This window comes from Bacillus sp. FDAARGOS_1420 (assembly GCF_019344915.1).
In the GTDB taxonomy this organism is placed as follows: domain Bacteria; phylum Bacillota; class Bacilli; order Bacillales; family Bacillaceae_G; genus Bacillus_A; species Bacillus_A mycoides.
Map to the genome: position 1 here is coordinate 1484198 of NZ_JAHWJB010000001.1, position 24779 is coordinate 1508976.

The window sequence follows — 24779 nt, forward strand, 5'->3', positions numbered from 1 at the left end:
ACTACACGCATCAAAAACAAAAAATGCGGAGTCTATCCAAACAAAATAGGGGTGAACATCATGATTTTATTAGAAAATGTAAAGAAAATATATAAGGCAAAAAGCGGTGATGTCACTGCTGTAGATAACGCCAACTTACAAATAGAGAAAGGCGAAATATTTGGTGTTATCGGATATAGTGGCGCTGGGAAAAGTTCTTTAATTAGATTGTTTAATCAGTTAGAGAAACCAACGTCTGGTCAAATTACAATCGCAAATCGTGTAATTTCAGCAATTACAGGAAGTGAACTTCGTAAGGCAAGACAAGAAATCGGAATGATTTTTCAGCACTTCAACTTACTTTGGTCACGAACTGTACGCGAAAATATCGAATTCCCACTTGAAATTTCGGGTGTGGATAAGGCGAAGAGAAGAAAACGTGTTGATGAGTTAATTCATCTCGTTGGATTAGAAGGAAAAGGAGACGCATATCCATCTCAGTTAAGTGGTGGACAAAAGCAGCGCGTCGGGATTGCAAGAGCGTTAGCAAATAATCCACAAGTACTTTTATGTGATGAAGCAACTTCAGCTCTTGATCCAGAAACGACGGATCAAATTTTAGATTTATTATTAGACATTAATAAGCGCCTCAACTTAACAATTGTATTAATTACACATGAGATGCACGTGATTCGGAAGATTTGTAATCGAGTTGCTGTAATGGAGAAAGGGAAGATCGTAGAAACAGGTCCAGTACTTGACGTATTCCGTAACCCGCAGAAGGACATTACAAAACGCTTCGTACAGCAATTAACGGATTCTGAAGATACGAATGAAACGATTGAAAGTTTAATAGAAAAATATCCAGATGGAAAAGTGGTTCGTTTGCAGTTTGTCGGTGAAGCGGTAGAAAGACCGGTACTTCAAAGGTTAATGCAGCGCGGTGATATAGAAGTTAGCATTTTGCAAGGAAATATCGCGCAAACGAATAACGGCTCTTACGGAAGTTTAGTCGTTCATTTAAATGGTGAAGAAACAGCGATCCAGCAAGCAATAGAAGGAATTCATCAAGATCAAGTAGAGCTGGAGGTGATTGCACATGGATAAGTTAATCGCAAATGTTGATTGGAATCAAATGCTAGAAGCAACTGGTGAAACGTTATATATGACGGCAATCGCAGCGCTTGCCACATTTGTTTTAGGACTTATTTTAGGACTATTACTCTTTATGACAGCGAAAGATAATTTATGGGAAAATAAAGCGATTAATACGGTGATTGGAGCGTTCGTAAACATTTTCCGTTCTATACCGTTCATCATTTTAATTATTTTATTAATCCCGTTCACAAAGATTCTTCTTGGAACAATACTCGGAGCGAGTGCAGCGCTGCCAGCTTTAATTATTGGTGCAGCACCGTTTTATGCGAGAATGGTTGAAATCGCGCTTCGCGAGATTGATAAAGGTGTAATTGAAGCTTCAAAAGCGATGGGAGCAAAAACAAGCACAATTATTTTGAAGGTGTTAATTCCAGAATCGTTACCAGCGTTAGTATCTGGTATTACGGTTACGACTATTGCTTTAGTAGGCTATACAGCAATGGCAGGTGTTGTTGGTGCTGGTGGTCTTGGAACACTTGCTTACTTAGAGGGATTCCAGCGTGGAAATAACGATGTAACAATCGTTGCGACAATTTGTGTATTACTCGTTGTATTTTTAATTCAGTGGATTGGTGATAGTTTAACGACTCGAATAGATAAAAGATAATGAAAACAGGGGGATATTTCAAATGAAAAAATTATTACTTACAGCACTTATTTCAACTTCAATTTTTGGGTTAGCTGCTTGTGGCGGGAAAGATAAAGATGAAAAAAAACTTGTTGTTGGTGCTTCTAACGTACCGCACGCTGAAATTTTAGAAAAGGCAAAACCGTTACTTGAGAAAAAAGGAATTGAGTTAGAAATTAAAAAATTCCAAGACTACGTGTTACCGAATAAATCGTTAGCAGATAAAGAATTAGATGCGAACTACTTTCAGCACATTCCGTATTTAGAAAAAGAAATTAAAGATAAAAAATATGACTTTGAAATAGCAGGAAAAGTTCATTTAGAACCGATTGGTGTGTATTCTCAAAAATATAAGAGCTTAAAAGAACTTCCAAACGGGGCGACAATTATTATGAGTAATTCTGTTACTGATCATGGTCGTGGTTTAGCAATTTTACAAAAAGAAGGCATTTTAAAAATTAAAGACGGAGTAGAGCCAGTTAAAGCAACTCCAAAAGATATTGCGGATAATCCGAAAAACTTAAAATTCAAAACAGATATCGAGCCGGGTCTATTGCCACAAGTGTATAACAATAAAGAAGGCGATGCGGTTCTAATTAATTCTAACTATGCAATTGATGCGAAATTAAACCCAGAAAAAGACGCGATTGCAATTGAAGGAAATGATTCTCCATACGCAAACGTAGTAGCTGTTCGTAAAGGCGATAAAGATAAAAAAGAGATTAAAGCTCTTATAGAAGTACTGCATTCTAAAGAAATTGAAGACTTTATTACTAAAGAATATAAAGGGGCAGTTGTTCCTGTAAAAGAATAATTGCGGAAAAAGGGCTGGTGTATGCCGGTCCTTTTTTTACTACATAACTATAGGGGAGAAGGGGACATCATATGAAAAAGATTCTATTGTCAGTTGTTACAGCACTGTCTGTATTTACATTAGCCGCTTGCGGGGGGAAAGAGGAGAATAAGCTTGTTGTTGGCGCTTCTAATATACCGCACGCTGTTATTTTAGAAAAGGCACAGCCAATATTAGAGAAAAAGGGCATTAAGTTAGAGATAAAAAAATTCCAGGATTATGTTTTACCAAATAAGGCATTAGCTGATAAAGAAATCGATGCAAATTATTTTCAACATATCCCTTATTTAGATAAAGAGATTCAAGAAAAAGGATACAAAATTGTAAATGCAGGAAAAATTCATTTAGAGCCAATGGGCATTTATTCTAAGAAATATAAAAGCTTAAAAGATCTTCCAGATGGAGGAACGGTTATTATGAGTAATAACGTAGCTGAGCGTGGCCGTATGTTAGCGTTGTTACAAAAAGGCGGCGTTATTAAATTAAAAGACGGTGTAGATGTTGTTAAAGCAACAGTAAAAGATGTTGTAGAAAATCCGAAAAATTTAAAGTTTAAAACAGATGTAGAGCCTGGACTTTCACCGAAGCTGTACGAAAACAATGAAGGCGATGCTTTATTTATTAATTCAAACTACGCAATTGATGCAAAATTAAATCCAACAAAGGATGCAATCGCAATTGAAGGATCAGACTCTCCTTACGCAAATATTATCGCAGTTCGTAAAGGTGACGAGAAGAAAAAAGAAATTAAAGAGCTAGTAGAAGTGCTACATTCAAAAGAAATTCAAGATTTTATTAACAAAGAATATAAAGGTGCTGTACTTCCTGTGAACGAATAGATGCTGGAAAGGGCTGGGAATAACCCAGTCCTTTTTTCTTTATATATATAAGAAGAAAGGTGTATCATAAGAGGATGTAAAGGAAATACTTATATACATTTGTGAAAAAATTGTTACATTTTCTTAGTGTTTGCGATATCATTTTATTTGCTATAAGATTAGAATGAGAATAAAATGAGAATATGAACGTTTTAGTAATTTTTAAAATGTATATAGAGGATTAATGGAGGTATTGAGATGGCTGGTTCTACATTAACGGTTAAAGACTTACACGTATCAATCGATGGCAAAGAAATTTTAAAAGGTGTAAACCTTGAAGTAAAAGGTGGAGAAATCCACGCAATTATGGGACCTAACGGAACAGGTAAATCAACTTTATCTTCTGCGATTATGGGTCACCCAAAGTATGAAGTAACAGAAGGTAGCATCATCATCGACGGTGAAGATGTATTAGAAATGGAAGTAGATGAGCGTGCGCTAGCAGGTCTATTCTTAGCAATGCAATATCCAAGTGAAATTAGCGGAGTAACAAACGCGGACTTCTTACGTTCTGCGATTAATGCACGTCGTGAAGAAGGCGAAGAAATTTCTCTTATGAAATTTATCCGTACTTTAGATAAAAACATGGAATTCCTAGAAATGGATCCAGAAATGGCACAACGTTACTTAAACGAAGGTTTCTCTGGTGGAGAGAAAAAACGTAACGAAATTCTTCAATTAATGATGATTGAGCCAAAAATCGCAATCTTAGATGAAATCGACTCAGGTCTTGATATCGATGCATTAAAAGTTGTATCTAAAGGTATTAACCAAATGCGCGGCGAAGAGTTCGGCTGCCTAATGATTACGCATTACCAACGTTTATTAAACTACATCACTCCAGACTTCGTTCACGTTATGATGAACGGTCGTATCGTTAAATCTGGTGGCCCTGAGCTTGCACAACGTCTAGAAGCTGAAGGTTACGACTGGATTAAAAAAGAATTAGGTATTGAAGACGAAACAGCAGAGCAAGAAGCGTAAGAGAGGAGCATAAACATGACAATCGGTACATTACCTTTCGATCAAGAAACAATCCGTCAGCGCGCAAGCGAAGTAAACGAAGCTGCTTGGTTGACTGAGTTCCGCTTACAAGCTCTTGCACAAGCAACTGAACTTCCAATGCCAACGCCTGATAAAACGAAAATTGAAAAATGGGACTTTATCGGAAAAGGCGACGCTGCTAAGCAAGAGCCTGTAAGTTCTTTAACAGAGCTTCCAGAAGCAGTGAAAAACTTAATCGATGAAAATAACAGCGTATTAGTACAACGTACTGGTACAACTGCTTTCGTTTCTTTAGCAGACGAAGCAAAAGAAAAAGGTGTTATTTTTACAGACATCGTAACAGCTGCAACAGAGCATGCTGAATTAGTACAAAAGTACTTAATGAAAGACGGCGTGAAAGTAGACGAGCATCGTCTAACTGCACTTCATGCTGCATTAATCAACGGCGGTGCATTCGTATATGTTCCGAAAAACGTTGTTCTTGAAACTCCACTTCAAGCTGTATTCTTAGTAGACGGCGAAGAAGCTAACGTATATAACCACGTATTATTCGTAGCTGATACGAACAGTACTGCAACTTATGTAGAAAACTACGTTGCAAATGAAAATGCTAAAGGTATTGCAAATATCGTAGCAGAAGTAATCGTGGAACAAGGCGCACAAGTGAAATTCGGTGCGGTTGATCTATTAGCAAAAGACGTAACAACTTACGTTAACCGCCGCGGAATTGTTGGACGCGACGGCCGTATTGATTGGGCTCTAGGCCTTATGAATGACGGAAATACAATCTCAGAGAACGTTACGAACTTAATGGGCGACGGATCATATGCTGATACAAAAACAGTAACAATTGGCCGTGGTAACCAAACACAAAACTTTACAACTAAAGTTGTTCACTTCGGTAAACACTCTGAAGGTTGGATTTTAAAACACGGTGTACAAAAAGATAGTGCAACATCTATCTTTAACGGAATTGGTAAGATTGAACACGGTGCATCTAAATCAAATGCACAACAATCTTCTCGCGTCCTTATGTTAGATGAGAAAGCTCGCGGTGATGCAAACCCAATTCTTTTAATCGATGAAGATGATGTAATGGCAGGTCACGCAGCTTCAGTAGGCCGCGTAGATCCATACCAATTATACTACTTGATGAGCCGTGGGATTCCAAAACGCGAAGCAGAACGTTTAGTCATCCATGGATTCTTAGCACCTGTAGTAAATGAGCTTCCAATTGAAGGAGTAAAGGCACAGCTTGTCGAGGTAATTGAAAGGAAAGTTCGCTAATGAATATTCATGAAATACGCAAACAGTTTCCAATTCTTGATCAAAAAGTGAACGGCAAACAACTTGTATATTTCGATAGTGCAGCAACTTCTCAAAAACCAATTCAAGTCATTGAAACGTTAGAACGTTACTATAAAGAATATAATTCTAACGTGCATCGCGGTGTTCATACGCTCGGTACGAAAGCTACCGACGCGTATGAAGGTGCACGCGAGAAAGTTCGCAAGTTTATTAACGCGAAATCAATGGAAGAGATTATTTTCACGCGCGGAACGACAACTGCATTAAATACAGTAGCAGCTAGCTATGGTCTTGATAATGTAAAAGAAGGCGATGAAATCGTCATCTCTTACATGGAGCACCATAGTAACATCATTCCGTGGCAACAAGTTGCGAAGAAAACTGGTGCAACTTTAAAATACCTTCCGCTTCAACTAGACGGTACAATTTCTTTAGAAGATGTTCGTCAAACAGTTACACCGAATACAAAAATCGTTTCTATCATGCACGTTTCTAACGTACTTGGAACGATTAACCCTTTAAAAGAAATCGGAGCAATCGCACATGAAAACGGTGCAATCATGATCGTTGATGGAGCACAAAGTGCACCTCATATGAAAGTGGATGTACAAGATTTAAACTGTGATTTCTACGCATTATCTGCTCATAAGATGTGCGGACCAACAGGTGTCGGCGTATTATATGGTAAGAAAGAATTGCTAAACAATATGGAACCAATTGAATTTGGTGGTGAAATGATTGATTTCGTAGACTTACAAGAGTCTACTTGGAAAGAGCTTCCGTGGAAGTTCGAAGCAGGTACACCGATTATCGGTAATGCAATCGGACTTGGTGCGGCAATTGATTTCCTAGAAGAAATCGGTCTTCATAATATTGAAAAGCATGAACATGAATTAGCGCAATACGCTTTAGAGAGACTATCAGAAGTAGATGGCGTTACAATTTATGGTCCAAAGCATCGCGCTGGTCTAGTTACATTTAATATTGAAGACGTACATCCTCACGATGTAGCAACTGTATTAGATGTAGAAGGCATTGCGGTTCGCGCAGGACATCACTGTGCACAACCACTTATGAAGTGGCTAAAAGCTTCTTCTACAGCACGTGCGAGCTTCTATTTATATAATACAAAAGAAGAAATTGATACATTTGTTGAATCGCTAATCAAGACAAAGGAGTATTTCACAAATGTCATTTAATAATTTAGATACGTTATATCGTCAAGTTATTATGGATCATTATAAAAATCCTCGTAACCATGGCGTGTTAGAAGATAGTGTTACCGTTAACTTGAACAATCCAACTTGTGGCGATCGTATTCAACTTACGATGAAAGTAGAAGAGGGTATTGTACAAGAAGCGAAGTTTGAAGGCGAAGGATGTTCAATTTCAATGTCTTCAGCTTCAATGATGACACAAGCAGTAAAAGGAAAGAAAATTGAAGAGGCTCTTAAGCTTTCTAAAATTTTCTCTGACATGATGCTAGGAAAAGAGTATGATGACAGCATTGATTTAGGAGATATTGAAGCATTACAAGGCGTATGCAAGTTCCCGGCACGTATTAAATGTGCAACATTAGCGTGGAAAGCGTTAGAAAAGGGCTTAAACGAAGATAAGTAATGTTAAAGGTTCCTAAAAACGAGGTTATATAAGGAGGGACACACCAACATGGCGAAGCAACTGCCAGATATCGGCGATTATAAATATGGTTTCAAGGATAAAGACGTTTCGATTTTCCGTGCTGGACGCGGTTTAACAAAAGAAATCGTTGAAGAGATTTCACGTATGAAAGAAGAACCACAGTGGATGTTAGACTTCCGTTTAAAATCACTGGATAAGTTCTATGAAATGCCAATGCCACAATGGGGCGGCGACTTAAACGACTTAGATTTCGATGAAATTACGTACTACGTAAAACCATCTGAGAAATCTGAGAAGTCTTGGGATGAAGTACCTGAGGAAATTAAAGCGACATTTGATAAATTAGGTATTCCTGAAGCTGAGCAAAAATATTTAGCTGGTGTATCTGCACAGTACGAATCTGAAGTTGTATACCACAACATGAAAGAAGACCTAGAAGATCTAGGAGTCGTCTTCAAAGATACAGATAGCGCATTAAAAGAGAACGAAGATATTTTCCGTGAGCATTTCGGAAAAGTAATCCCACCAACAGACAACAAATTCTCTGCATTAAACTCTGCAGTTTGGTCTGGTGGATCATTCATCTACGTTCCAAAAGGTATTAAAGTTGATACACCACTTCAAGCGTATTTCCGTATTAACTCTGAAAATATGGGACAATTCGAGCGTACGCTTATCATCGTAGACGAAGGCGCACACGTACACTACGTAGAAGGTTGTACAGCACCTGTTTACACTACTAACTCACTTCATAGTGCGGTAGTAGAAATCATCATTAAGAAAGATGCATATTGCCGTTATACAACAATCCAAAACTGGGCGAACAACGTATACAACCTAGTTACAAAACGTGCGGTTTGTGAAGAAAACGCAACGATGGAATGGATTGACGGTAACATCGGATCTAAATTAACGATGAAATACCCAGCAGTTATCTTAAAAGGCGAAGGCGCTCGTGGTTTAACATTATCTATCGCGATTGCTGGTAAAGGCCAACATCAAGATGCTGGTGCGAAAATGATTCACTTAGCACCAAACACGTCTTCAACAATCGTTTCTAAATCGATTGCGAAGCATGGTGGTAAAGTAACTTACCGTGGTATCGTACAATTCGGACCAAAAGCGAAAAACTCTCGCTCTAACATCGAGTGTGACACGTTAATCATGGATAACCAATCTACATCTGATACAATTCCTTACAACGAAATCAAAAACGATTACGTTTCACTTGAGCACGAAGCGAAAGTATCTAAAGTATCAGAAGAACAATTATTCTACCTAATGAGCCGCGGTATTTCTGAGCAAGAAGCTACAGAAATGATCGTAATGGGCTTCATCGAGCCATTCACTCGCGAACTTCCAATGGAATACGCAGTTGAAATGAACCGTCTAATCAAGTTTGAGATGGAAGGTTCTATTGGTTAATATTTAAAGTGGAAGCGGCTCGTTCAGAATGTGAGGGGGATGGAGCTTCTGACGTAGAGGCGCTTTTTGCCTCATAGGAAGAAGTGAAGCCACCGAACATTCTAGCCGCTGGAACTGGATAATATATGTATGAAGAAAGCGCCCTGCATAGCAGGGCGCTTTCTTATGTTGTATATTCGGGTTCGGCTGTAAGATACCCGGGTAGGTGTTTAATGAAATATATCGACCACAACTCGGAATATATCGGCGATTATTTCAATATATCAGCGGTTGGACAAGGAATATCGATTTGTCGACAAAGTAAGACAAAGGAAATCCCACACATACCCCCCGCAACATTTTATACGAAAAGAGAACGATCAGAGGTAAGACAAAGATACTGACAAATCCGCCGCATTGCTCGCTAAACCTCTCGAAAAATTCCCGCCCCAAACTAATCAACACACTAGAAAAAGTAATATAAAGTTTTCCATAATAAAAGGGCAATCTTTGGCTTTTTCTTATAATGCGAGTACAATGTAGAATAGCAAGAAAAGACGAAAAGTATTTACAGGATTATTGCGTACGTATAGCGTAAATGGCAGTAAGGAACTGAGAGGAGGTTTTTTCTCTGAATATAAATAAAGAAACAATCATCCACCTTTATCATACAAACGATATACATAGTCATTTTGAAAATTGGCCGCAAATTTCTCGGTTTGTACGAGGGGAGAAAAAGCGAAGACAGGAAGCGGGAGAGACTGTTTTAACTGTGGATATTGGCGATCATGTGGATCGTTTTCATAGTATTTCGGAAGCGACAAATGGACTTGGGAATACAAAATTATTAAATGAGGCGTTATATGATTATGTAACGATCGGAAATAATGAAGGAATTACATTGGCGAAAGAGCATTTGAATCGTCTATATGATGATGCTGGTTTTGAGGTGCTTGTAGCGAATTTATTTGAAAAAGAAGGTGTACGTCCAGCGTGGGCGCAGCCTTATAAATTACATACAACGACAGATGGGATTACGATTGCCTTTATTGGATTAACGGTAGCTTATCCAGAGTTTTATCATATGTTAGATTGGCATATCGAAGATCCAATCATCCATTTAGAGTCTATTTTAGAAGAAGTTAAGGATACAGCTCATATTACTGTTGTGCTTTCTCATCTTGGAAAAAGTATGGATGAGTATATGGCGGAGCATTATGATATAGATGTTATTTTAGGGGCACATACGCATCATTTATTTGAGCGCGGTGTTCTTGTGGATAATACTTTGCTTTGCTGTTGTGAAAAGTGGGGACATTACGTTGGTCACGTTCAGCTTACTGTGGATAAAGAGACGAAGAGACTGTTGAAAAAAGACGGTAGAGCGATTAAGACAGAACGGTTAGGTGCTTATAGCGAGCCGTTATCCACAATTGAAATGCTAAAGGAAGAAAGTAAACAGATAATGGCTGAGCCTGTCGTTCATTTAAAAGAATCATTGCCGGTTGATTGGTTTAAGGAGACGACGTTTTCTCATATGTTGGCAAGTGCACTTAAAGAGTGGTGTAATGCGGATGTTGGGATGGTGAATGCTGGTGTACTTCTTGAGGGATTAAATGAAGGTGTTGTGATGCGCGGAGATATTCATCGGATTTGTCCACATCCCATTAATCCATGTCTGTTAAAAGTACCAGGGAAAACGTTAAGAGAAGTTATTTTGAAAGCGCGCCGCCCGAATATGGAGAATCTTGAGGTGAAAGGATTCGGATTTCGTGGAAAAGTAATGGGGAAAATGATTTACGATGGTTTGGAAGTGATTCCAGATACGATTCCAGGGAATAAAATTTTACTAGAAGATGTATTGATTAACGGCGAATCGCTGGAATTAGACCGGATATATACGGTAGGAACGATTGATATGTTTACATTCGGATACTTATACCCAGAGCTATCCACACTTTCTGACAAACAATATTATATGCCGGAATTGCTTAGAGATGTACTAACAGACATGTTGATAACTTATACATCTTCAGTCAAACTATAGGCTAGTTAACTTGTAACACTCATTTTTCTCTTGTCATAAAGATAAGAAAGAGAGGAGTGTGAACTATGGTTAATGTAGAGCCAATTATAATTGATAACTATACGTTCATTGCTGTTAGCGTAAAACTTCCAAAGACAAATTTGCTAGCTGTAATGAGCGATAAAGGATATATTATGTGCGGTGCTTTAGATGTAGGTCTTCTAAATGAGAAGTTAGGTGATCGAGGAATTATTGCTGGCCGTGCGGTTGGTGTAAGAACGATTGAACAACTTCTTGAAGCACCGCTGGAATCAGTAACGACTGGAGCAGAAGCTTTAGGTATTCCGGTAGGCACAATCGGAAAAGATGCACTATTAAAAATGAGATAAGCATATATCGTCCCTCTTTCTTGCATAGAAATAATATAAGAAGGAGGGTTTTCTTATGGGCATATTTCGTTCGAAAAATTCGCGGTTTCGAAGGGGACCGATTTCCTTTCGGTATATACTGCTTATTTCATTTATTATTTTTATCGTAATGGTAGTTCAAGGTTTATGGATTGTAAATAAAAGTATTCAGCCAACGTTAATTAAGTATGGGGAAACAGAGACTCATAAAATGGCAACAGCAGTTATGACGAAAGCGGTAAAAGACCGAATTAATGAAGGGTTTGATGTAGATTCATTAATGAAAGTGCAAACGGATAGGAACGGGAAAGTATCTACAATTGATTTAAATACAAAACAAGTAAATGAAATATTAACATCGACTACTGCATACATAGAAAAATATTTACAACAAGTAGAAAAAGGGGATACGAAAGCACTTGGTATTTTTGAAGAGAATGGGGTATCTATGTCAGTTCCTTTTGGGCGCATAACTGATAATGCGCTTCTTGGTAATATAGGACCGGATATTCCGATTAATTTTACGCCAATTGGTCATGTGAATACGGATATTAAACAATTAGTTGAGCCGCAAGGAATTAATAATACGGCGATCAAAATTATTATGGAAGTGGAAGTGACGTTACAAGTTATGATTCCGTTACGCACGAAAGAAATTAAAGTGAAGCAAAACATTCCGATTGCGACGCGCATCGTTCAAGGTGAAGTGCCTACTTATTACGGAAGTGGCGGAGTTACTGTACCAGATAAAAAGAAAACGGATAATTAGTCAGTAGTGTTCTATTGATTTATATTTATAAAAATAACCGTAGCAATTCGCTACGGTTATCGTTTTGTATTTGCTCGTTCTTTTCGTTCCCAAAGGCTTAAATGCATGTATGGATCGAAAGCCCATTCTGTATAGCCATTGTCTTTATACATGCCGAAATGTAAGTGGGGCGGGAATTTTCCAGCTGTACCAGGAGGACCGTAGCCGGTACTACCGACAAATCCGATTACTTTTCCTGGTTCGACAATTTGTCCGAGCTGTATTTCTTTAGAGAACCCGCCTAAATGAGCGTAATAGTGGTAATTATTATGAAGGTCACGAATACCAATGCGCCATCCACCAAGACGGTTCCATCCTTTTGTTTCAATAACGCCATAGCAAGTTGATCGTACTGGTACGCCATATCCAGCGAAAATATCGGTTCCTTCATGAATCCTCCTGCCGCCAAAGCTTCTACCAGCACCGAAAGTACTACGATAGCTATGGTCACTGCGAATCGGGAGAGGGAAAGCATTGCCTTCTAAATTAATGCGTCCATAATGTTTATAAATTCGGGCGTATTCTGTAATTAATTCAACTGTTTTTGCACGTCTATAATATTCCCAAAGCATAATGTTAACACGGTCTTCCGACGTTCCTTGTTTCTTTAAAATAGTTGCTGCTGTATGCAGAAGATCACGGTCGTTATTTGCATTTGCAAATCCATCTTTGTCACCATCTAAACCCATTCCGCCAAATAGAGAAATTGTATGGGGGAGAGTATCATTACTATTCACAGGTCCAGCCCATATTTCAGGTTTGAAATAAAGGGAAATGATGGCATCTGGTTTTTTCGGAATATCTTTTCTTACGCTCCGTATGTTTCTTTCGTATTGATCCATTGCGGCTAAGTAATACCACGGAATACCGGAAGATTGCTCAGTTTCTTTATATAGTGCCATGCGCTTTTCATATATGCTTTGCTGATTATCTTCACCGTAAGCGATGTTTTGGTGGAGAAGAAAGCAAATCGAAAGCAAAAGAGAAATTTTTCGAAGCATGAAATAGACTCCTTTCACAACATCACTCTTTTTAGTGTGGGATATACGGAGTATTTCATTATAGGGAACGATTGGAAAAAATCTTAGAATCTTCATTTGAGCAAATCGCTTTCATACGTTAGAATAGATATGTTACATTGAAAGAAGCGAACACGGTAAACTATTTCATATTGTGCGGAGTTGATAACCATGACAAAACAAACAGAGTATAAGCGCAAGCCCGAATGGTTGAAAATTAAGTTAAACACGAATGAAAACTATACAGGCTTAAAGAAAATGATGCGTTCTAAGAATCTTCATACAGTTTGTGAAGAGGCGAAATGTCCGAATATTCATGAATGCTGGGCTGTAAGGAAAACAGCAACATTTATGATCTTAGGTGCGGTTTGTACACGTGCTTGTCGTTTTTGTGCGGTTAAAACAGGCTTACCAACTGAGCTTGATTTACAAGAGCCAGAACGCGTAGCAGATTCTGTAGTACAAATGGGCTTAAAGCACGTTGTTATAACAGCGGTTGCACGTGATGATTTAAAGGACGGCGGAGCAGCTGTTTTTGCTGAAACAGTACGCGCTGTACGTCGTGAAAATCCATTCACGTCTATCGAAGTATTACCATCTGATATGGGTGGGGTAGAAGAAAACTTAAAAATGTTAATGGATGCAAAACCAGATATTTTGAACCATAACATTGAAACAGTACGTCGATTATCTAACCGAGTTCGCGCTAGAGCAAAATATGACCGTTCATTAGAGTTTTTACGTCGAGCAAAAGAAATGCAGCCTGATATTCCAACTAAATCGAGCATTATGCTGGGCTTAGGTGAAACGAGAGAAGATTTAATTGAAGCAATGGATGACTTACGTGCAAACAATGTGGATATTTTAACTCTTGGACAATACCTACAACCATCTAAGAAGCATTTACCAGTTATTAAATATTACCCACCAGCAGAATTTGCAGAGCTAAAAGAAATTGCACTTAGCAAAGGATTTAGCCACTGTGAAGCTGGCCCACTTGTGCGTTCTTCTTATCATGCGGACGAGCAAGTACGTTCTGCAAAAGAAAAAACAGCAGAAGCGAAATAATGAAAAAAGAGAGCTAATCATTAGCTCTCTTTTTTCTTATACTCTAAAACTTTATTTTGACATGTGGATAAAATCTTTTTTAATTCCTCTGTGGATAATTCAATTGTAAATTCAGGTACACCAGGTGTAATTAAAATTTTATCGTAAGTATAAATTGAACTGTCCACAATAATCGTTACATCTTGTGAATAACCGAAAGGAGCTACACATCCAGGAGTGCAACCAGTCTCTTCTCTTAGCTCATTAGGAGAACAGAGAGATAAGTTCTCTCCTGTTATTTCCTTCATCTCTCCTCGGTTGAGGCGAGTGCCTTCTAACGTAAAGAATACGTAATGCTTCCCGGATTTTGATTTTAAAAATAAGCTTTTACTTGGAGTGCCTTGCAAACCAAGTCTTTCACGAACGATACGATCTGTTTCATAGTCAAGTACTGGTTCGTGTTCAAACTTTTCATAAGAAGCATTTGTTTTATGTAGTAAAGAAAGTACGTCTTCGTACATATGGAATGATACCCCTCTCTATTGTTAATACAGTCTCTTCTCGTGGCGTCAACTGAGTGTTTTGGAAAGGGATACTATTTGGACGATGCTTCCCATAATCGTTTTATGAAACTTTGTTCATCGATTGTAATTTCGTAAACATCAGGATTCGTTAAAGTTCTCCATTCACTAAAGCCGATCGTACGATCAAAGTGCTTTAAAATGAGCGTAAGTAAGTTTCCATGTGTAACGAGTAGTGTTGTAGTATGGTTTAACTTTAAAACGTCTTGGATAAGCGATATAGCACGGTCCGTTGCTTGTTTTGTTGACTCTCCGCCTGAAAAGGCAATATCTATGTTTGTAAAAGTAGATTCTAGTTTTTGCATCCAATCATCCATCGGAACGTTGCTTAATATACGTTCAGCTAATCGTTCATCCTCTTCGATAGATAGGTTAGCTTTGAGCGCATAGGGCCGAATGGAATCGATAGCTCGGACAAATGGGCTCGAAATAATATGATCTATTTGTAGCTGATTTTCTAAGAGGAATGCAGCAAGGGTGTTAGCTTGATCTTTTCCGGCAAACGTTAATTCGGCATCACGTTTTTGTCCAGTTGCGGAACAATGTCGTATTACAATAATTTTCTTCATAATTCATCCCCATCTTTCAAGTTGACGCTATATACTTCGACAAATGCGGAAATAATTCCTTTTTATTGGAAACGGAATAGTGATCTAAGTATGTGGAAAAGTAATGTGGATAATGAAAATTTGAGGTGCAATTATGAAAAAAATGATATGCATTGTATTCAGTATTTGTTTTCTCGCGCAATTGTCCACAACATATGCACAATCAAATCAAAAATTAGACTATCCAAGCAATCGAAATAAATCGTTTGTGAATGAAAATCTATTTTATGAACAGCTAGATAAGAAGGTCTATAAGGAATACAAAAATGCTTCGTATAGTGTTCGAAAGAAAATTTTATGGAAAGAAGTACAAGATGCAGAATTTACCTTCCGACAAAAAACAGCTGTCGGCTGTCGTAGTAGAGTGGTGATTCAGGATTCGTTTGTTCATCCAGATCGCCAAGTTTATTTTTTTGGTTCCTTTTCTCAAGATGAAGTAGATGAGTTTCATAAGTACATCGTTATAGATGCAGAAACAAAGAGGGAGCTGCGAGGGGGGAAAAGTTATCATCACTACGAAAATCCATATAAAAAATAACCCACCAACTGGTGGGTTATTTTTTACTCTGGCACACTTACTAATTTCTCTTTCATTTTACGAATAAGAATGAAACCACCAATCGCGAAGAGAAGAGTAATTCCTTCTGCTACAAAGATGTTAATCATTTTTGTTTGGTAAAGTGCTGCGAAAAAGTCTACAAGTGCGTGGAATAGTATAGCGTATACGAGGAAAATGTATTTCTTTTGTTTTACCGCGTATACGACAAGCATTGTGAAGGCAATTTGCAATACAAGAGCCATAATTCTTTCCAAGCTGCCAAGGAAGTATAAATAAGCAGGTTGTTCTATTAACATATCCTTTACAAGATTTAATTGTGGTAGTTTTTCTGCCATTTGAGTGAAGCTACCATTGTTAATAGCATTAGCGAATATAAGTGTCTGCAATGCAGAGAATCCGCCAACTAAAATGGATTCAATCCCGCCATGACCAATTCCATAAGCGAAGCCATCTTTATATTCTAGATATTTTTTTAGTAGGAAGAAGAAGGCAACGAAGCGTCCTAATTCTTCAAAAATACCAGCAGTTAGTCCGCCATAAATTGCAAAGACATACGGATTTTCTAAAAATGGAGCGATTGCTGGATTACCACGCATAAATAGGTGGAACGGTGTTTCGAGAATTTGGGTAAATCCAATAAAGATAAGAACACCAACGCCGACCACTTTCCAATTAATATTATATTTTTTACGGAAATAAACGAGTACAATAATTGGGACCAGAACCGAAACAACGAGTTGAAATATGATGCTGGCAATTACAGTATTTGAAACCATACTTTCACCGCTTTCTAATATATGTACATATCTATTATGCATGAAATATGGGAGAGATGAAACTTTTAGAGATAAATGAATTTACTTATTGACTCTAACGTTGCGTCATACTTTATCGTATGTATTAAGGGGGAGATACGCATGACAATGAGGGTAAAAGAAGTAGCTAATTTAGTTGGGATTAGTGTGCGCACACTGCATCATTACGATGAAATTGGGTTGTTAACCCCAGATGAGACGACAGAGTCTGGATATCGTCTGTATTCCAATGAAAATTTAGAAACGTTGCAGCAAATTTTGTTTTTTAAAGAGTTAGGCTTCCCTTTGAAGAAGATTAAAGAAATTATCAAGAGTCCGTCATTTGACCACAAAGAAGCACTACAGCTTCATAAGAAAATGCTTCTTGAAAAGCGTGCCAGGTTAGATAAGGTGATAGCGACGATTAATAAAACAATTCAGCATACAAAAGGAGAGATTGATATGACGAATAAAGAGAAATTTGAAGGATTTGATTTTAGTCATAACCCGTACGAAGAAGAAGCACGTGAACGATGGGGAGATGAGGCTGTAGATAAAGCGAATAAAACAGCGAAGGGTATGTCTACAGAGAAACAGGAGGAGTTTAATAATATTTACAGAAATCTAGCGACACTTCGAAATGGAGCACCTGATTCTAAAGAGGCACAAGAAGCAATCGGGGTATGGTACGATTACTTGCAAAACTTCGGTGAATATTCATTAGAGGCCTTTAAGGGACTCGGTCAAATGTATGTTGCTGATGAGCGTTTTACGAAAAATATTGATAAGTTTGGCGTGGGATTAGCGCAGTTCATGTGTGATGCGATGGAGGTTTATGCGAATCGTAAGAAATAGTAAAAAGGTGGAGGTTTTCTCCACCTTTTTATTTTTTAATCATATCATTTAAAGTTTGATCCCCCGTATTGTTCAAATGAGGATTATCGCTCATTTCACGTTTTAACATATCAAGACTTTGTTCATATTCTTTATCGTTTAAGCTACCAGATTGAAGACCTTGAATTTGAGAAATCAACTTTTGGTTTGTTGATACATATGCTTTATAATAGCGAGGAACGATGGACAAAGCAGTTTTATATACTTGATCTGTTACGAGTTTCGGATCCGTTGTGTTTGCACGGTATACAACGAACACTTCGTCGTCGGTAACGAGTGTAGCGGCATTGGTGACGTCAGGAAGTTTGACTGTCATGCTTGTAATCATTTCAGCGACTTTCTCACGGTTAATGGCGCCTACTTGTTTGTTAGATACTTCATGTTTTTGTTTAGATGAATAGCCCACCCTTGTGAGCCGTGTATTTGTATTTTCCGTATGATACATGTCGTTTTTGTTGGAAACAAGAACACGACTTCCTTCTTCACGCTCCATTTCGGCTTTATTAGTTGATTGGCAGCCTGCAAATAAGGAAAGAGTGAGAAGAGAGAGTATAATTTGTTTTTTCACGATGTAGCACCTCCTTCTCCATAGCATGCACTAATTTTCAATTTTTTGTATTTGAAATTGTTGGTTGTTATGCTTTGTGATACGATAAAAAGAAGAATGCTTAGAGAGGAAGTTCATAATGGAGCAAAAGCAAGAGATTCATACTACGGTGAGCGTTAATAATGTTCAGTACGAAGTAATTAAAAACTTTCGTGACGGTTTTAGTGAAGAAGCACTTAAAGAGCGCTATGCAGAAATTTTAAATAAATATGATTATATCGTTGGAGACTGGGGTTATGAGCAACTTAGATTGCGCGGATTCTTTGATGATAGTAATCAACGTTCGACATATGATACGAAAATTAGTACTTTATCAGAGTATTTATACGAGTACTGTAACTTCGGTTGTGCACACTTTGTATTACGAAAAGTGAAGAAATGAAAAAATCCTCTTACGATTGTAAGAGGATTTTTTCATAGCAATTATACCAATTATGAGGAGGCTGTTTACTTGCAAAGTAAACAGCACCTCGACAAATATAATTATTTTTTTCATATAAGCTTAATGAAACGGGATTACCTGTAAAGCAATCTAGGCGTATTCCTTTGTAGCCATCTGTCTTGCTTCGCTTTCCCAAAAGGATAAAAGTACTTTACTATATCCTTTGCCTTGCGCGAGCGGATGGATGACAAAAGAGTGGACGATAAGAAAGCGTCCGTCTATTTCTGACCAGTCAATTAGTTTGTATTCTGGAGACGGTGCTTCGTTTAAGACGACGGCACCGACAAGTACTTGATCTTGGAATAGACAATACAATTCGGCCTGTTCTAGATGATAGGAAATGTGTTCTCGCGTCGGATAAGAATCATCCCATTGGTAAATTTGGTTCTGTAAGAGTAATTCTTTGCATGCTGTATACATTACATCTAAGTCATTCAATAAATCAATCGTACCTTTTTTCACCTTTAACATGCGAGTCCTCCTTACAAACAAATTGAAATGTAATCACCTTCAGAAAGAGTTTTGTTTGGTTTCATTTGTTGTCCGTTCAATTGGATATGCCCATTTTTAATTTTATCCACAATGAGTGCACGGCTCCAATCTGAAACATATGTGGATAACACTTTATCAATCCGGTGGGAACCGAAAACTATGTCTAATACGATCGTTATTTCGGCTATACCACTTTCTTTGTATTGTGTAATGGAAATGGTAGTACTTGTTTCCGTTTGTTCTTGCTGAGTCATATCGACAGTTTCGACGTGATCAGTAAATGATTTATAAATATGAAGTTTTTGATTCCACGTATGATCTTTCGGACATTTATAAATAGCAAATCGGTATATGTTCTTTCCGTTTGCGTTATGCCTGCGAATGTTCGTGTCAGTAAATAGGGTAGTGCGTCTGCAATTTTTACAATACTTTTCGATTGTTGCTAGTTCGTTTTCATATAAACTCCAAGAAAGTTGTACTTTCTGCATTTTCCTTCACCTCTTATATTAGTGGCAAGGGAACGTAATACAGCTATTTGGATGTCTTGTAGTATGAAGACATAAGAAAGAGACAAAAATAAAAGGAGGTTCCCCCAAGAGGAACCTCCGTAAACATCATACTACAGATGCGTTACGTTCCTTTGTAATGGGAATGGGCAGACTACTCCCTTGAAAAAGCACGGTGCTTTTTTGAGAGTAATGCTATCCAATTGCTGGTCCATTACAAAGTAAATGTTGGCATACGCAGATAACGTCCTTTCTATCCAAATAGATTTGTTCATAAGTATAACACGTAAGATTGAAAATTCAAAATATAAATTGTAAAAAAACACCAGCTAACATAGCTGGTGCACCAGATAAATTATATAAGTTCAAATAAAAATGAGCGTAATTCTTCTGCATTTTCTTCAGACATCGAAAATGCATGCTCTAAGTAGCCTTGCTCGTTTAAATCGTCAGGACCGATGATAGCAAATTTGTTGCTCTGCATATCAAGGACTATCGTTTTACCGTAATGACGATCGGAGTATAAAAGCGCTAAATCATGACGCTCATTTTCCCCCAAAAAGCTAACGAAACGAGTTTTTGTAGCGACTGTATCGTCGTACAGAAAGAAACGTTCTTCCATACACATGGCTCCTTTATTAAATATCTAAGTTTAAGTGTGGTTTATGATCTAAATGGTGATGCGTTTTAATGAATCGTACCGTTCTTGTTTTGTAACGCATAACGATAGAATATGTTTCAGCTAAATCTCCGCCAAGGAATTTCACGCCGTCTAATAATTCACCAGCAGATACACCTGTTGCTGAGAAGATTGCGTCATCACCAGCTACTAAGTCATCTAACATAAGAAGTTGACGAGGATCTTCTAATCCCATTTCACGACAACGAGCTTCTTCTTCTTCGTTCATTGGAACTAAGCGAGCTTGCATTTCACCTTCAAGGCATTTTAATGCTGCTGCAGAAATAACGCCTTCTGGAGCTCCGCCTACACCTACGAATAAGTCGATACCCGTTCCAGGTAAAGCTGTAGCGATTGATGCACCAACATCTCCATCACCAAATAGTTTTACGCGTGCACCTTTTGCACGAACACGGTCAATAATATCTTGATGACGTTCACGTTCTTGGATGATAACCGTTAGGTCACGAATTTTTTTATTGTTTGCTTCTGCTACAATTTCAATTGTTTTTTCAATTGGATCATCTAAGCTAATTTTACCAGCTGCTTTTGGACCAACCGCGATTTTTTCCATGTACATATCCGGAGCATGAAGAAGGTTTCCTTTATCTGCGATTGCGATAACTGCCATTGCATTTGCAAGGCCTTTCGCAACGATGTTTGTACCTTCTAATGGGTCAACAGCGATATCTACTTCTGGACCGTTACCTGTTCCTAGTTCTTCACCAATATACAACATCGGTGCTTCATCAAGTTCTCCTTCACCGATTACAACTGTACCTGCCATGTTTACTGAATCGAACATATCACGCATAGCTGTAGTTGCTGCATCATCTGCTTCATTTTTCTTTCCGCGGCCCATCCACTGTGCGGATGCTAAGGCTGCTGCTTCTGTTACACGGACAATTTCTAGTGCGAGTTCACGTTCCAAGGTTGCATTCCTCCAATTTCAAAAATCATACAAATATAACTATAACAAATAACGAGGAAAAGGTGAATTCGAAAAATTGTCGATTTTTTCAGAAGAAAGCGTTACAATTAAAATGTAAATGCTTTAATTTCCAGGTAGGTGACATTCATGTACTTCGTAGACAGAAAAAAAATAGAACAAATGCTAGTATGTTTAGAACGAGCAACAAATACATTTCAAGAGAAAAAGACATATGAAACCGAGTTTGAATTTTACGCATTAGAGCGCATGGCGCATCTTATTATCGATTGTATATTAGATGTAGGAAATGCGATGATTGATGGATTTATTATGCGCGATCCAGGAAGTTACGAAGATATTATTGATATTTTAATGGACGAGAGAGTTATAAGTGGAGAAGAGGGAGCGCATATTAAAGAAATTATTCTTCTTCGAAAAATGCTTACGCAGGATTATATTCAAATGAATCATGATGAATTATATAAGACGATTCAAAAACATATCGCCGTGGTAGAGAAATACCCAGCGAATATTCACAGTTATTTAGAAAAGGAATTAGGACCTGTATCTGCATTTGTACCAGAATAATTGTGCTTATAAGATCCCCGGGAATTCCTTTGGGGATCTTATATTGTATAGGAGAAAGAAAAGGGAGAAGGGTGAGCTATGGGGGAAGCACGTACTACGAGAGAAGAGATTGTACAATTACTGAAGATAAAAGGAGAGCATACTGTAGCAGAATTAGCCGAAGCTTTAGAAATTACAGAGATGGCGATTCGTCGACATTTAAGTAAACTAGAAAATGATGAGCTAATTTATTCAAAGATGGTAAGGCAGCATGTTGGACGCCCAACATATTTGTATGGATTAAGTCAAAAGGGAGAAGATACATTCCCGAAAGAATATAAGCAGTTTGCTATTGATATGCTAGAAGATTTGGCTCGAATGGGCGATGAAAAAATGCTGCGTCACGTCTTGCAAGCGAGAACGAAACGAATGGAAGAACAGTTGCAAAAGAGGATAAGTAATCAAAGCAATTTAGCGTATAAAGTTCAAGAAGTAGCTGCTATGCAAGAGAGAAACGGTTATATGGTTCAAATAAAGCGAGATGGGGAGCATTCTTTCATATTTGAAAAGCAAAACTGTCCGTTAAAGGAAATTGCAGAGAGATTCCCGCAAGTGTGTGAAGATGAAAAAGATATGTATAAGCGGTTATTTGCAGATGCAAATGTGAAGACGTTAGCAAACATGTGCGTGGGCGATTGTAATTGTTCGTACCAAATAAAAGAGAAAAAATGAACGTTATGGGACGCTTTAGGGTAAAGCGTTTTTTTCTTTTGAAAAAGGGGTTAATATAAGAGTGGTATGATAGATATGAACGTTAGCATAGAAGGAGAGGCAAACAGATGTATAAAGGCTATTTAATTGATTTAGACGGTACGATGTATCGCGGTGAAGAACAAATTGAAGAAGCAAGTGACTTCGTAAAAGCATTAGGAGAACGCGGTATTCCATATTTATTCGTTACAAATAACTCAACTCGTAAACCAGAACAAGTTGCAGAAAAGCTTGTTCGTTTCGATATTCCAGCGAAAGCGGAGCAAGTATTCACAACGAGTATGGCTACAGCGAGCTTTATTTATGAGCGCAAACAAGATGCAACTGTATATATGATTGGTGAAGAGGGCTTACACGCTGCACTTGTGGAAAAAGGCTTTGAACTTGTGGATGAAAATCCTGATTTCGTTGTTGTTGGTTTAGATCGTGATATCACATATGAAAAATTAGCAAAAGCTTGCCTTGCTGTGCGTAACGGCGCAACATTTATTTCTACAAATGGGGATATTGCTATTCCAACTGAGCGCGGATTATTACCAGGTAACGGTTCATTAACATCAGTTGTTGCAGTATCAACAGGTGTGGACCCAATCTTTATTGGTAAACCAGAATCAATCATTATGGAACAAGCGTTAAAAGTGCTTGGCATAGGAAAAGAAGAAGCTTTAATGGTTGGGGATAACTACGATACAGATATTTTAGCGGGGATAAATGCTAGTATGCATACCCTTCTTGTCCACACTGGAGTAACAACTGTGGACAAGTTAACAGAATATGAAGTACAACCGACGCAAGTTGTGCACAACTTGACGGAGTGGATTGAGAAGATGTAATGAAATGCAGGTAACCGGAGGAGGTTGCCTGTTTTTTTATGCATAATTGCATATGTACTGTAGTTATATAAAATGTAGAATTTATATGTATTGATATAAAAAGGGAGGGAATAAGAGTGTACTGGATGTCATGCATTATGTTTGTTTTTACATTATGTGTTTTGTTCTTTGTTCTATGGAAGATATATAAAATAAATGCAATGAAAAAAAGTGCGGGAAAACTTATTGCAACATATCCTCGGGTGAAACGGCGTTGGATTGCATCACTTGGACCGGCGTATTTCATCGGACAATGTATGTATACATATGCTCAGTACGTAAGTGGTGATATTGGTACAATTGAACAGTTTCTCGTTCAGTCAGGTAGTTATGCTGTAGTAAGTTGTTTTATGACTTTAATAGCTATCCATCTGATTAAAAGTGTACAAATATATGAAAAAGGTGTAATAGACGGATTGAACTTTTATTCATACGAAGAATTAAAAGGCTATAAAACATCAACATGGGAAAATCCAAAAGAAAATATATTTTTACATCGCGGCGAGAAAAAATGAATGATAATGTGAATTTACTTATTAGACAGGAAGATATGAATGAATTAGAAAGCATTCTTCAAAGATATATTCCGAAATTGATGATGAAATAAAAACTCCGGTTGTTATAACCGGAGTTTTTTTATTAAAACGCACGATTCACTACGTCTTTAACTTCTTCAAGATATTGTTTACGCACACTGTCATCCACAGAAGGAACACTTGTATAGAATGTATGCTCCAGTGTTTCAATGCCTGTAAATTCAAAAATACCAGCATCAGTTGTTTTTTTCATTGCATCAAACATACCGCCCGCTGTGTATACTTCTTTCGAATTTCCCATCGTAGATAATAACAATCCTTTTTTATTGCTTAATAACTTTTCAATACCATTCTCACCGTAAGCATAAGCGAAGCCGTGGCTAAATACACGGTCAACGTATCCTTTTAAAATAGCAGGAAGTCCCGCCCACCAAACTGGATAAATAAATGTAATGCTATCAGCCCAAGAGAGATGCTCTTGTTCTTCTTTAATATCTTCTGGTGTGTTTCCTTGGGAAAATGAGATGAAATCGGAAGCGCCTAATACTGGATTGAAGTTTAATTCGTATAAATCACGAACGCGTACTTCATGACCTTTTTCTTCTAATTCACTTTTTACAGTTTCTAAAATTGCATGGTTGAAGCTTGCTGTATTCGGGTGTGCATAAACGATTACATGTTTCATTGTTCTTCCTCCTAATTGTGGATATGTGAATAGTTTTTATGTATTCGTGTAACTATTATGATTACTTTCGTTGCGAGAGTAAACTTTTCTGACG

The 24779-nt window shown here is 37.8% G+C and carries 28 protein-coding genes and 2 pseudogenes; 20 read left to right on the plus strand and 10 right to left on the minus strand.

The window, feature by feature from the left end:
- Positions 1 to 60 precede the first annotated feature (60 nt).
- The 12 genes from I6L50_RS07765 (at position 61) to yunB (ending at position 12056) form a co-directional block, all read left to right on the plus strand.
- Complete coding sequence (locus tag I6L50_RS07765; RefSeq protein WP_219301036.1) at positions 61 to 1086, plus strand: methionine ABC transporter ATP-binding protein; 1026 nt, start codon at positions 61 to 63, stop codon at positions 1084 to 1086.
- On the plus strand, positions 1079 to 1744 hold the full coding sequence (locus I6L50_RS07770; protein WP_085312710.1) for a methionine ABC transporter permease: 666 nt from the start codon (positions 1079 to 1081) through the stop codon (positions 1742 to 1744). The genes I6L50_RS07765 and I6L50_RS07770 overlap by 8 nt, the downstream gene beginning before the upstream one ends.
- A 22-nt stretch (positions 1745 to 1766) precedes the next feature.
- Positions 1767 to 2579: a methionine ABC transporter substrate-binding lipoprotein MetQ gene (metQ, locus tag I6L50_RS07775; RefSeq protein ID WP_219301037.1), complete on the plus strand. Its 813-nt coding sequence runs from the start codon at positions 1767 to 1769 to the stop codon at positions 2577 to 2579.
- Between the two features lie 71 nt (positions 2580 to 2650).
- Complete coding sequence (metQ, locus tag I6L50_RS07780) at positions 2651 to 3457, plus strand: methionine ABC transporter substrate-binding lipoprotein MetQ (protein ID WP_219301038.1); 807 nt, start codon at positions 2651 to 2653, stop codon at positions 3455 to 3457.
- Between the two features lie 237 nt (positions 3458 to 3694).
- Positions 3695 to 4480 (plus strand): Fe-S cluster assembly ATPase SufC, encoded by a 786-nt coding sequence (gene sufC / locus I6L50_RS07785; protein ID WP_002015933.1) that lies wholly within the window; start codon positions 3695 to 3697, stop codon positions 4478 to 4480.
- Between the two features lie 15 nt (positions 4481 to 4495).
- Positions 4496 to 5788, plus strand: coding sequence for a Fe-S cluster assembly protein SufD (gene sufD / locus I6L50_RS07790; RefSeq protein ID WP_219301039.1), 1293 nt, complete (start codon positions 4496 to 4498; stop codon positions 5786 to 5788).
- Positions 5788 to 7008, plus strand: a complete 1221-nt coding sequence (sufS, locus tag I6L50_RS07795) for a cysteine desulfurase SufS (RefSeq protein ID WP_219301040.1) — start codon at positions 5788 to 5790, stop codon at positions 7006 to 7008. Before sufD ends, sufS begins: the two co-directional genes overlap by 1 nt.
- The gene (gene sufU / locus I6L50_RS07800) at positions 6998 to 7429 is read left to right on the plus strand and encodes a Fe-S cluster assembly sulfur transfer protein SufU (protein ID WP_002089369.1); all 432 of its coding nucleotides are present in this window, start codon (positions 6998 to 7000) and stop codon (positions 7427 to 7429) included. Before sufS ends, sufU begins: the two co-directional genes overlap by 11 nt.
- A 48-nt stretch (positions 7430 to 7477) precedes the next feature.
- On the plus strand, positions 7478 to 8875 hold the full coding sequence (gene sufB, locus I6L50_RS07805; protein ID WP_002015928.1) for a Fe-S cluster assembly protein SufB: 1398 nt from the start codon (positions 7478 to 7480) through the stop codon (positions 8873 to 8875).
- A gap of 634 nt (positions 8876 to 9509) precedes the next feature.
- Positions 9510 to 10901: a bifunctional metallophosphatase/5'-nucleotidase gene (locus tag I6L50_RS07810; protein ID WP_219301299.1), complete on the plus strand. Its 1392-nt coding sequence runs from the start codon at positions 9510 to 9512 to the stop codon at positions 10899 to 10901.
- 65 nt (positions 10902 to 10966) lie between these two features.
- Entirely contained in the window at positions 10967 to 11269 is a 303-nt protein-coding gene (locus I6L50_RS07815; protein ID WP_002015926.1) for a YunC family protein, read from the plus strand.
- A 55-nt stretch (positions 11270 to 11324) separates the two neighbouring features.
- Complete coding sequence (gene yunB, locus I6L50_RS07820; RefSeq protein ID WP_219301041.1) at positions 11325 to 12056, plus strand: sporulation protein YunB; 732 nt, start codon at positions 11325 to 11327, stop codon at positions 12054 to 12056.
- A gap of 56 nt (positions 12057 to 12112) precedes the next feature.
- Here the strand turns inward: yunB and I6L50_RS07825 are convergent, their stop codons facing one another.
- On the minus strand, positions 12113 to 13096 hold the full coding sequence (locus I6L50_RS07825; RefSeq protein ID WP_215587022.1) for a M23 family metallopeptidase: 984 nt from the start codon (positions 13094 to 13096) through the stop codon (positions 12113 to 12115).
- 189 nt (positions 13097 to 13285) lie between these two features.
- Between I6L50_RS07825 and lipA the strand changes: the two genes are divergently transcribed.
- Positions 13286 to 14182, plus strand: coding sequence for a lipoyl synthase (lipA, locus tag I6L50_RS07830; RefSeq protein ID WP_002034580.1), 897 nt, complete (start codon positions 13286 to 13288; stop codon positions 14180 to 14182).
- Between the two features lie 20 nt (positions 14183 to 14202).
- Here the strand turns inward: lipA and I6L50_RS07835 are convergent, their stop codons facing one another.
- The gene (locus tag I6L50_RS07835) at positions 14203 to 14682 is read right to left on the minus strand and encodes a YbaK/EbsC family protein (RefSeq protein WP_219301042.1); all 480 of its coding nucleotides are present in this window, start codon (positions 14680 to 14682) and stop codon (positions 14203 to 14205) included.
- A 74-nt stretch (positions 14683 to 14756) separates the two neighbouring features.
- Positions 14757 to 15311: a histidine phosphatase family protein gene (locus tag I6L50_RS07840; RefSeq protein ID WP_219301043.1), complete on the minus strand. Its 555-nt coding sequence runs from the start codon at positions 15309 to 15311 to the stop codon at positions 14757 to 14759.
- A 133-nt stretch (positions 15312 to 15444) separates the two neighbouring features.
- On the opposite strand from I6L50_RS07840, the gene I6L50_RS07845 reads away from it, so the two are divergent.
- Positions 15445 to 15888 (plus strand): hypothetical protein, encoded by a 444-nt coding sequence (locus tag I6L50_RS07845; RefSeq protein WP_061690077.1) that lies wholly within the window; start codon positions 15445 to 15447, stop codon positions 15886 to 15888.
- 23 nt (positions 15889 to 15911) lie between these two features.
- Here I6L50_RS07845 and I6L50_RS07850 read toward each other — a convergent pair whose 3' ends face one another.
- Positions 15912 to 16727, minus strand: coding sequence for a YhfC family intramembrane metalloprotease (locus I6L50_RS07850; protein ID WP_098634937.1), 816 nt, complete (start codon positions 16725 to 16727; stop codon positions 15912 to 15914).
- 99 nt (positions 16728 to 16826) lie between these two features.
- Between I6L50_RS07850 and I6L50_RS07855 the strand changes: the two genes are divergently transcribed.
- The gene (locus I6L50_RS07855; RefSeq protein ID WP_219301044.1) at positions 16827 to 17558 is read left to right on the plus strand and encodes a MerR family transcriptional regulator; all 732 of its coding nucleotides are present in this window, start codon (positions 16827 to 16829) and stop codon (positions 17556 to 17558) included.
- A 28-nt stretch (positions 17559 to 17586) separates the two neighbouring features.
- Here the strand turns inward: I6L50_RS07855 and I6L50_RS07860 are convergent, their stop codons facing one another.
- Positions 17587 to 18165: a YhcN/YlaJ family sporulation lipoprotein gene (locus I6L50_RS07860; protein WP_002015915.1), complete on the minus strand. Its 579-nt coding sequence runs from the start codon at positions 18163 to 18165 to the stop codon at positions 17587 to 17589.
- Between the two features lie 118 nt (positions 18166 to 18283).
- Between I6L50_RS07860 and I6L50_RS07865 the strand changes: the two genes are divergently transcribed.
- Entirely contained in the window at positions 18284 to 18586 is a 303-nt protein-coding gene (locus I6L50_RS07865; RefSeq protein ID WP_002015914.1) for a YutD family protein, read from the plus strand.
- 10 nt (positions 18587 to 18596) lie between these two features.
- Here I6L50_RS07865 and I6L50_RS07870 read toward each other — a convergent pair.
- From I6L50_RS07870 to glpX, 4 genes and pseudogenes are all read right to left on the minus strand, one after another.
- Positions 18597 to 19117 (minus strand): annotated as a pseudogene (locus tag I6L50_RS07870) (GNAT family N-acetyltransferase).
- Between the two features lie 11 nt (positions 19118 to 19128).
- A complete protein-coding gene (locus I6L50_RS07875) occupies positions 19129 to 19626 on the minus strand; it encodes a S4 domain-containing protein (protein WP_219301045.1) in 498 nt (165 codons plus the stop codon).
- A 373-nt stretch (positions 19627 to 19999) separates the two neighbouring features.
- On the minus strand, positions 20000 to 20266 hold the full coding sequence (locus I6L50_RS07880; RefSeq protein WP_002034592.1) for a DUF3055 domain-containing protein: 267 nt from the start codon (positions 20264 to 20266) through the stop codon (positions 20000 to 20002).
- Between the two features lie 16 nt (positions 20267 to 20282).
- Positions 20283 to 21254: a class II fructose-bisphosphatase gene (glpX, locus tag I6L50_RS07885; protein ID WP_002068074.1), complete on the minus strand. Its 972-nt coding sequence runs from the start codon at positions 21252 to 21254 to the stop codon at positions 20283 to 20285.
- Positions 21255 to 21401: 147 nt separating this feature from the next.
- Between glpX and I6L50_RS07890 the strand changes: the two genes are divergently transcribed.
- The 4 genes and pseudogenes from I6L50_RS07890 (at position 21402) to I6L50_RS07905 (ending at position 24071) form a co-directional block, all read left to right on the plus strand.
- Positions 21402 to 21842 carry a DUF86 domain-containing protein gene (locus tag I6L50_RS07890; RefSeq protein WP_002015910.1) on the plus strand — a complete coding sequence of 147 codons (441 nt, stop codon included), beginning with the start codon at positions 21402 to 21404 and terminating at the stop codon, positions 21840 to 21842.
- Between the two features lie 78 nt (positions 21843 to 21920).
- Positions 21921 to 22553, plus strand: a complete 633-nt coding sequence (locus tag I6L50_RS07895; RefSeq protein ID WP_002139296.1) for a helix-turn-helix transcriptional regulator — start codon at positions 21921 to 21923, stop codon at positions 22551 to 22553.
- A gap of 107 nt (positions 22554 to 22660) precedes the next feature.
- A complete protein-coding gene (locus I6L50_RS07900; protein WP_219301046.1) occupies positions 22661 to 23425 on the plus strand; it encodes a TIGR01457 family HAD-type hydrolase in 765 nt (254 codons plus the stop codon).
- A 116-nt stretch (positions 23426 to 23541) separates the two neighbouring features.
- Positions 23542 to 24071: pseudogene (locus I6L50_RS07905) on the plus strand (iron ABC transporter substrate-binding protein).
- A 32-nt stretch (positions 24072 to 24103) separates the two neighbouring features.
- Here I6L50_RS07905 and I6L50_RS07910 read toward each other — a convergent pair.
- Positions 24104 to 24685 (minus strand): NAD(P)H-dependent oxidoreductase, encoded by a 582-nt coding sequence (locus I6L50_RS07910; protein ID WP_219301047.1) that lies wholly within the window; start codon positions 24683 to 24685, stop codon positions 24104 to 24106.
- Positions 24686 to 24779: the final 94 nt, after the last annotated feature.

Coding starts and splice junctions, on each gene's coding strand:
- I6L50_RS07900 (WP_219301046.1), top strand. CDS start 22,661: ATGTATAAAGGCTATTTAATTGATTTAGACGGTACGATGTATCGCGGT.
- I6L50_RS07840 (WP_219301043.1), bottom strand. CDS start 15,311: ATGAAGAAAATTATTGTAATACGACATTGTTCCGCAACTGGACAAAAA.
- I6L50_RS07850 (WP_098634937.1), bottom strand. CDS start 16,727: ATGCATAATAGATATGTACATATATTAGAAAGCGGTGAAAGTATGGTT.
- sufB (WP_002015928.1), top strand. CDS start 7,478: ATGGCGAAGCAACTGCCAGATATCGGCGATTATAAATATGGTTTCAAG.
- I6L50_RS07845 (WP_061690077.1), top strand. CDS start 15,445: ATGAAAAAAATGATATGCATTGTATTCAGTATTTGTTTTCTCGCGCAA.
- lipA (WP_002034580.1), top strand. CDS start 13,286: ATGACAAAACAAACAGAGTATAAGCGCAAGCCCGAATGGTTGAAAATT.
- sufU (WP_002089369.1), top strand. CDS start 6,998: ATGTCATTTAATAATTTAGATACGTTATATCGTCAAGTTATTATGGAT.
- I6L50_RS07815 (WP_002015926.1), top strand. CDS start 10,967: ATGGTTAATGTAGAGCCAATTATAATTGATAACTATACGTTCATTGCT.
- I6L50_RS07910 (WP_219301047.1), bottom strand. CDS start 24,685: ATGAAACATGTAATCGTTTATGCACACCCGAATACAGCAAGCTTCAAC.
- metQ (WP_219301037.1), top strand. CDS start 1,767: ATGAAAAAATTATTACTTACAGCACTTATTTCAACTTCAATTTTTGGG.
- yunB (WP_219301041.1), top strand. CDS start 11,325: ATGGGCATATTTCGTTCGAAAAATTCGCGGTTTCGAAGGGGACCGATT.
- I6L50_RS07765 (WP_219301036.1), top strand. CDS start 61: ATGATTTTATTAGAAAATGTAAAGAAAATATATAAGGCAAAAAGCGGT.
- I6L50_RS07880 (WP_002034592.1), bottom strand. CDS start 20,266: ATGGAAGAACGTTTCTTTCTGTACGACGATACAGTCGCTACAAAAACT.
- I6L50_RS07770 (WP_085312710.1), top strand. CDS start 1,079: ATGGATAAGTTAATCGCAAATGTTGATTGGAATCAAATGCTAGAAGCA.
- I6L50_RS07825 (WP_215587022.1), bottom strand. CDS start 13,096: ATGCTTCGAAAAATTTCTCTTTTGCTTTCGATTTGCTTTCTTCTCCAC.
- metQ (WP_219301038.1), top strand. CDS start 2,651: ATGAAAAAGATTCTATTGTCAGTTGTTACAGCACTGTCTGTATTTACA.
- sufC (WP_002015933.1), top strand. CDS start 3,695: ATGGCTGGTTCTACATTAACGGTTAAAGACTTACACGTATCAATCGAT.
- I6L50_RS07875 (WP_219301045.1), bottom strand. CDS start 19,626: ATGCAGAAAGTACAACTTTCTTGGAGTTTATATGAAAACGAACTAGCA.
- I6L50_RS07865 (WP_002015914.1), top strand. CDS start 18,284: ATGGAGCAAAAGCAAGAGATTCATACTACGGTGAGCGTTAATAATGTT.
- I6L50_RS07855 (WP_219301044.1), top strand. CDS start 16,827: ATGACAATGAGGGTAAAAGAAGTAGCTAATTTAGTTGGGATTAGTGTG.
- I6L50_RS07895 (WP_002139296.1), top strand. CDS start 21,921: ATGGGGGAAGCACGTACTACGAGAGAAGAGATTGTACAATTACTGAAG.
- I6L50_RS07835 (WP_219301042.1), bottom strand. CDS start 14,682: ATGTACGAAGACGTACTTTCTTTACTACATAAAACAAATGCTTCTTAT.
- sufD (WP_219301039.1), top strand. CDS start 4,496: ATGACAATCGGTACATTACCTTTCGATCAAGAAACAATCCGTCAGCGC.
- sufS (WP_219301040.1), top strand. CDS start 5,788: ATGAATATTCATGAAATACGCAAACAGTTTCCAATTCTTGATCAAAAA.
- I6L50_RS07890 (WP_002015910.1), top strand. CDS start 21,402: ATGTACTTCGTAGACAGAAAAAAAATAGAACAAATGCTAGTATGTTTA.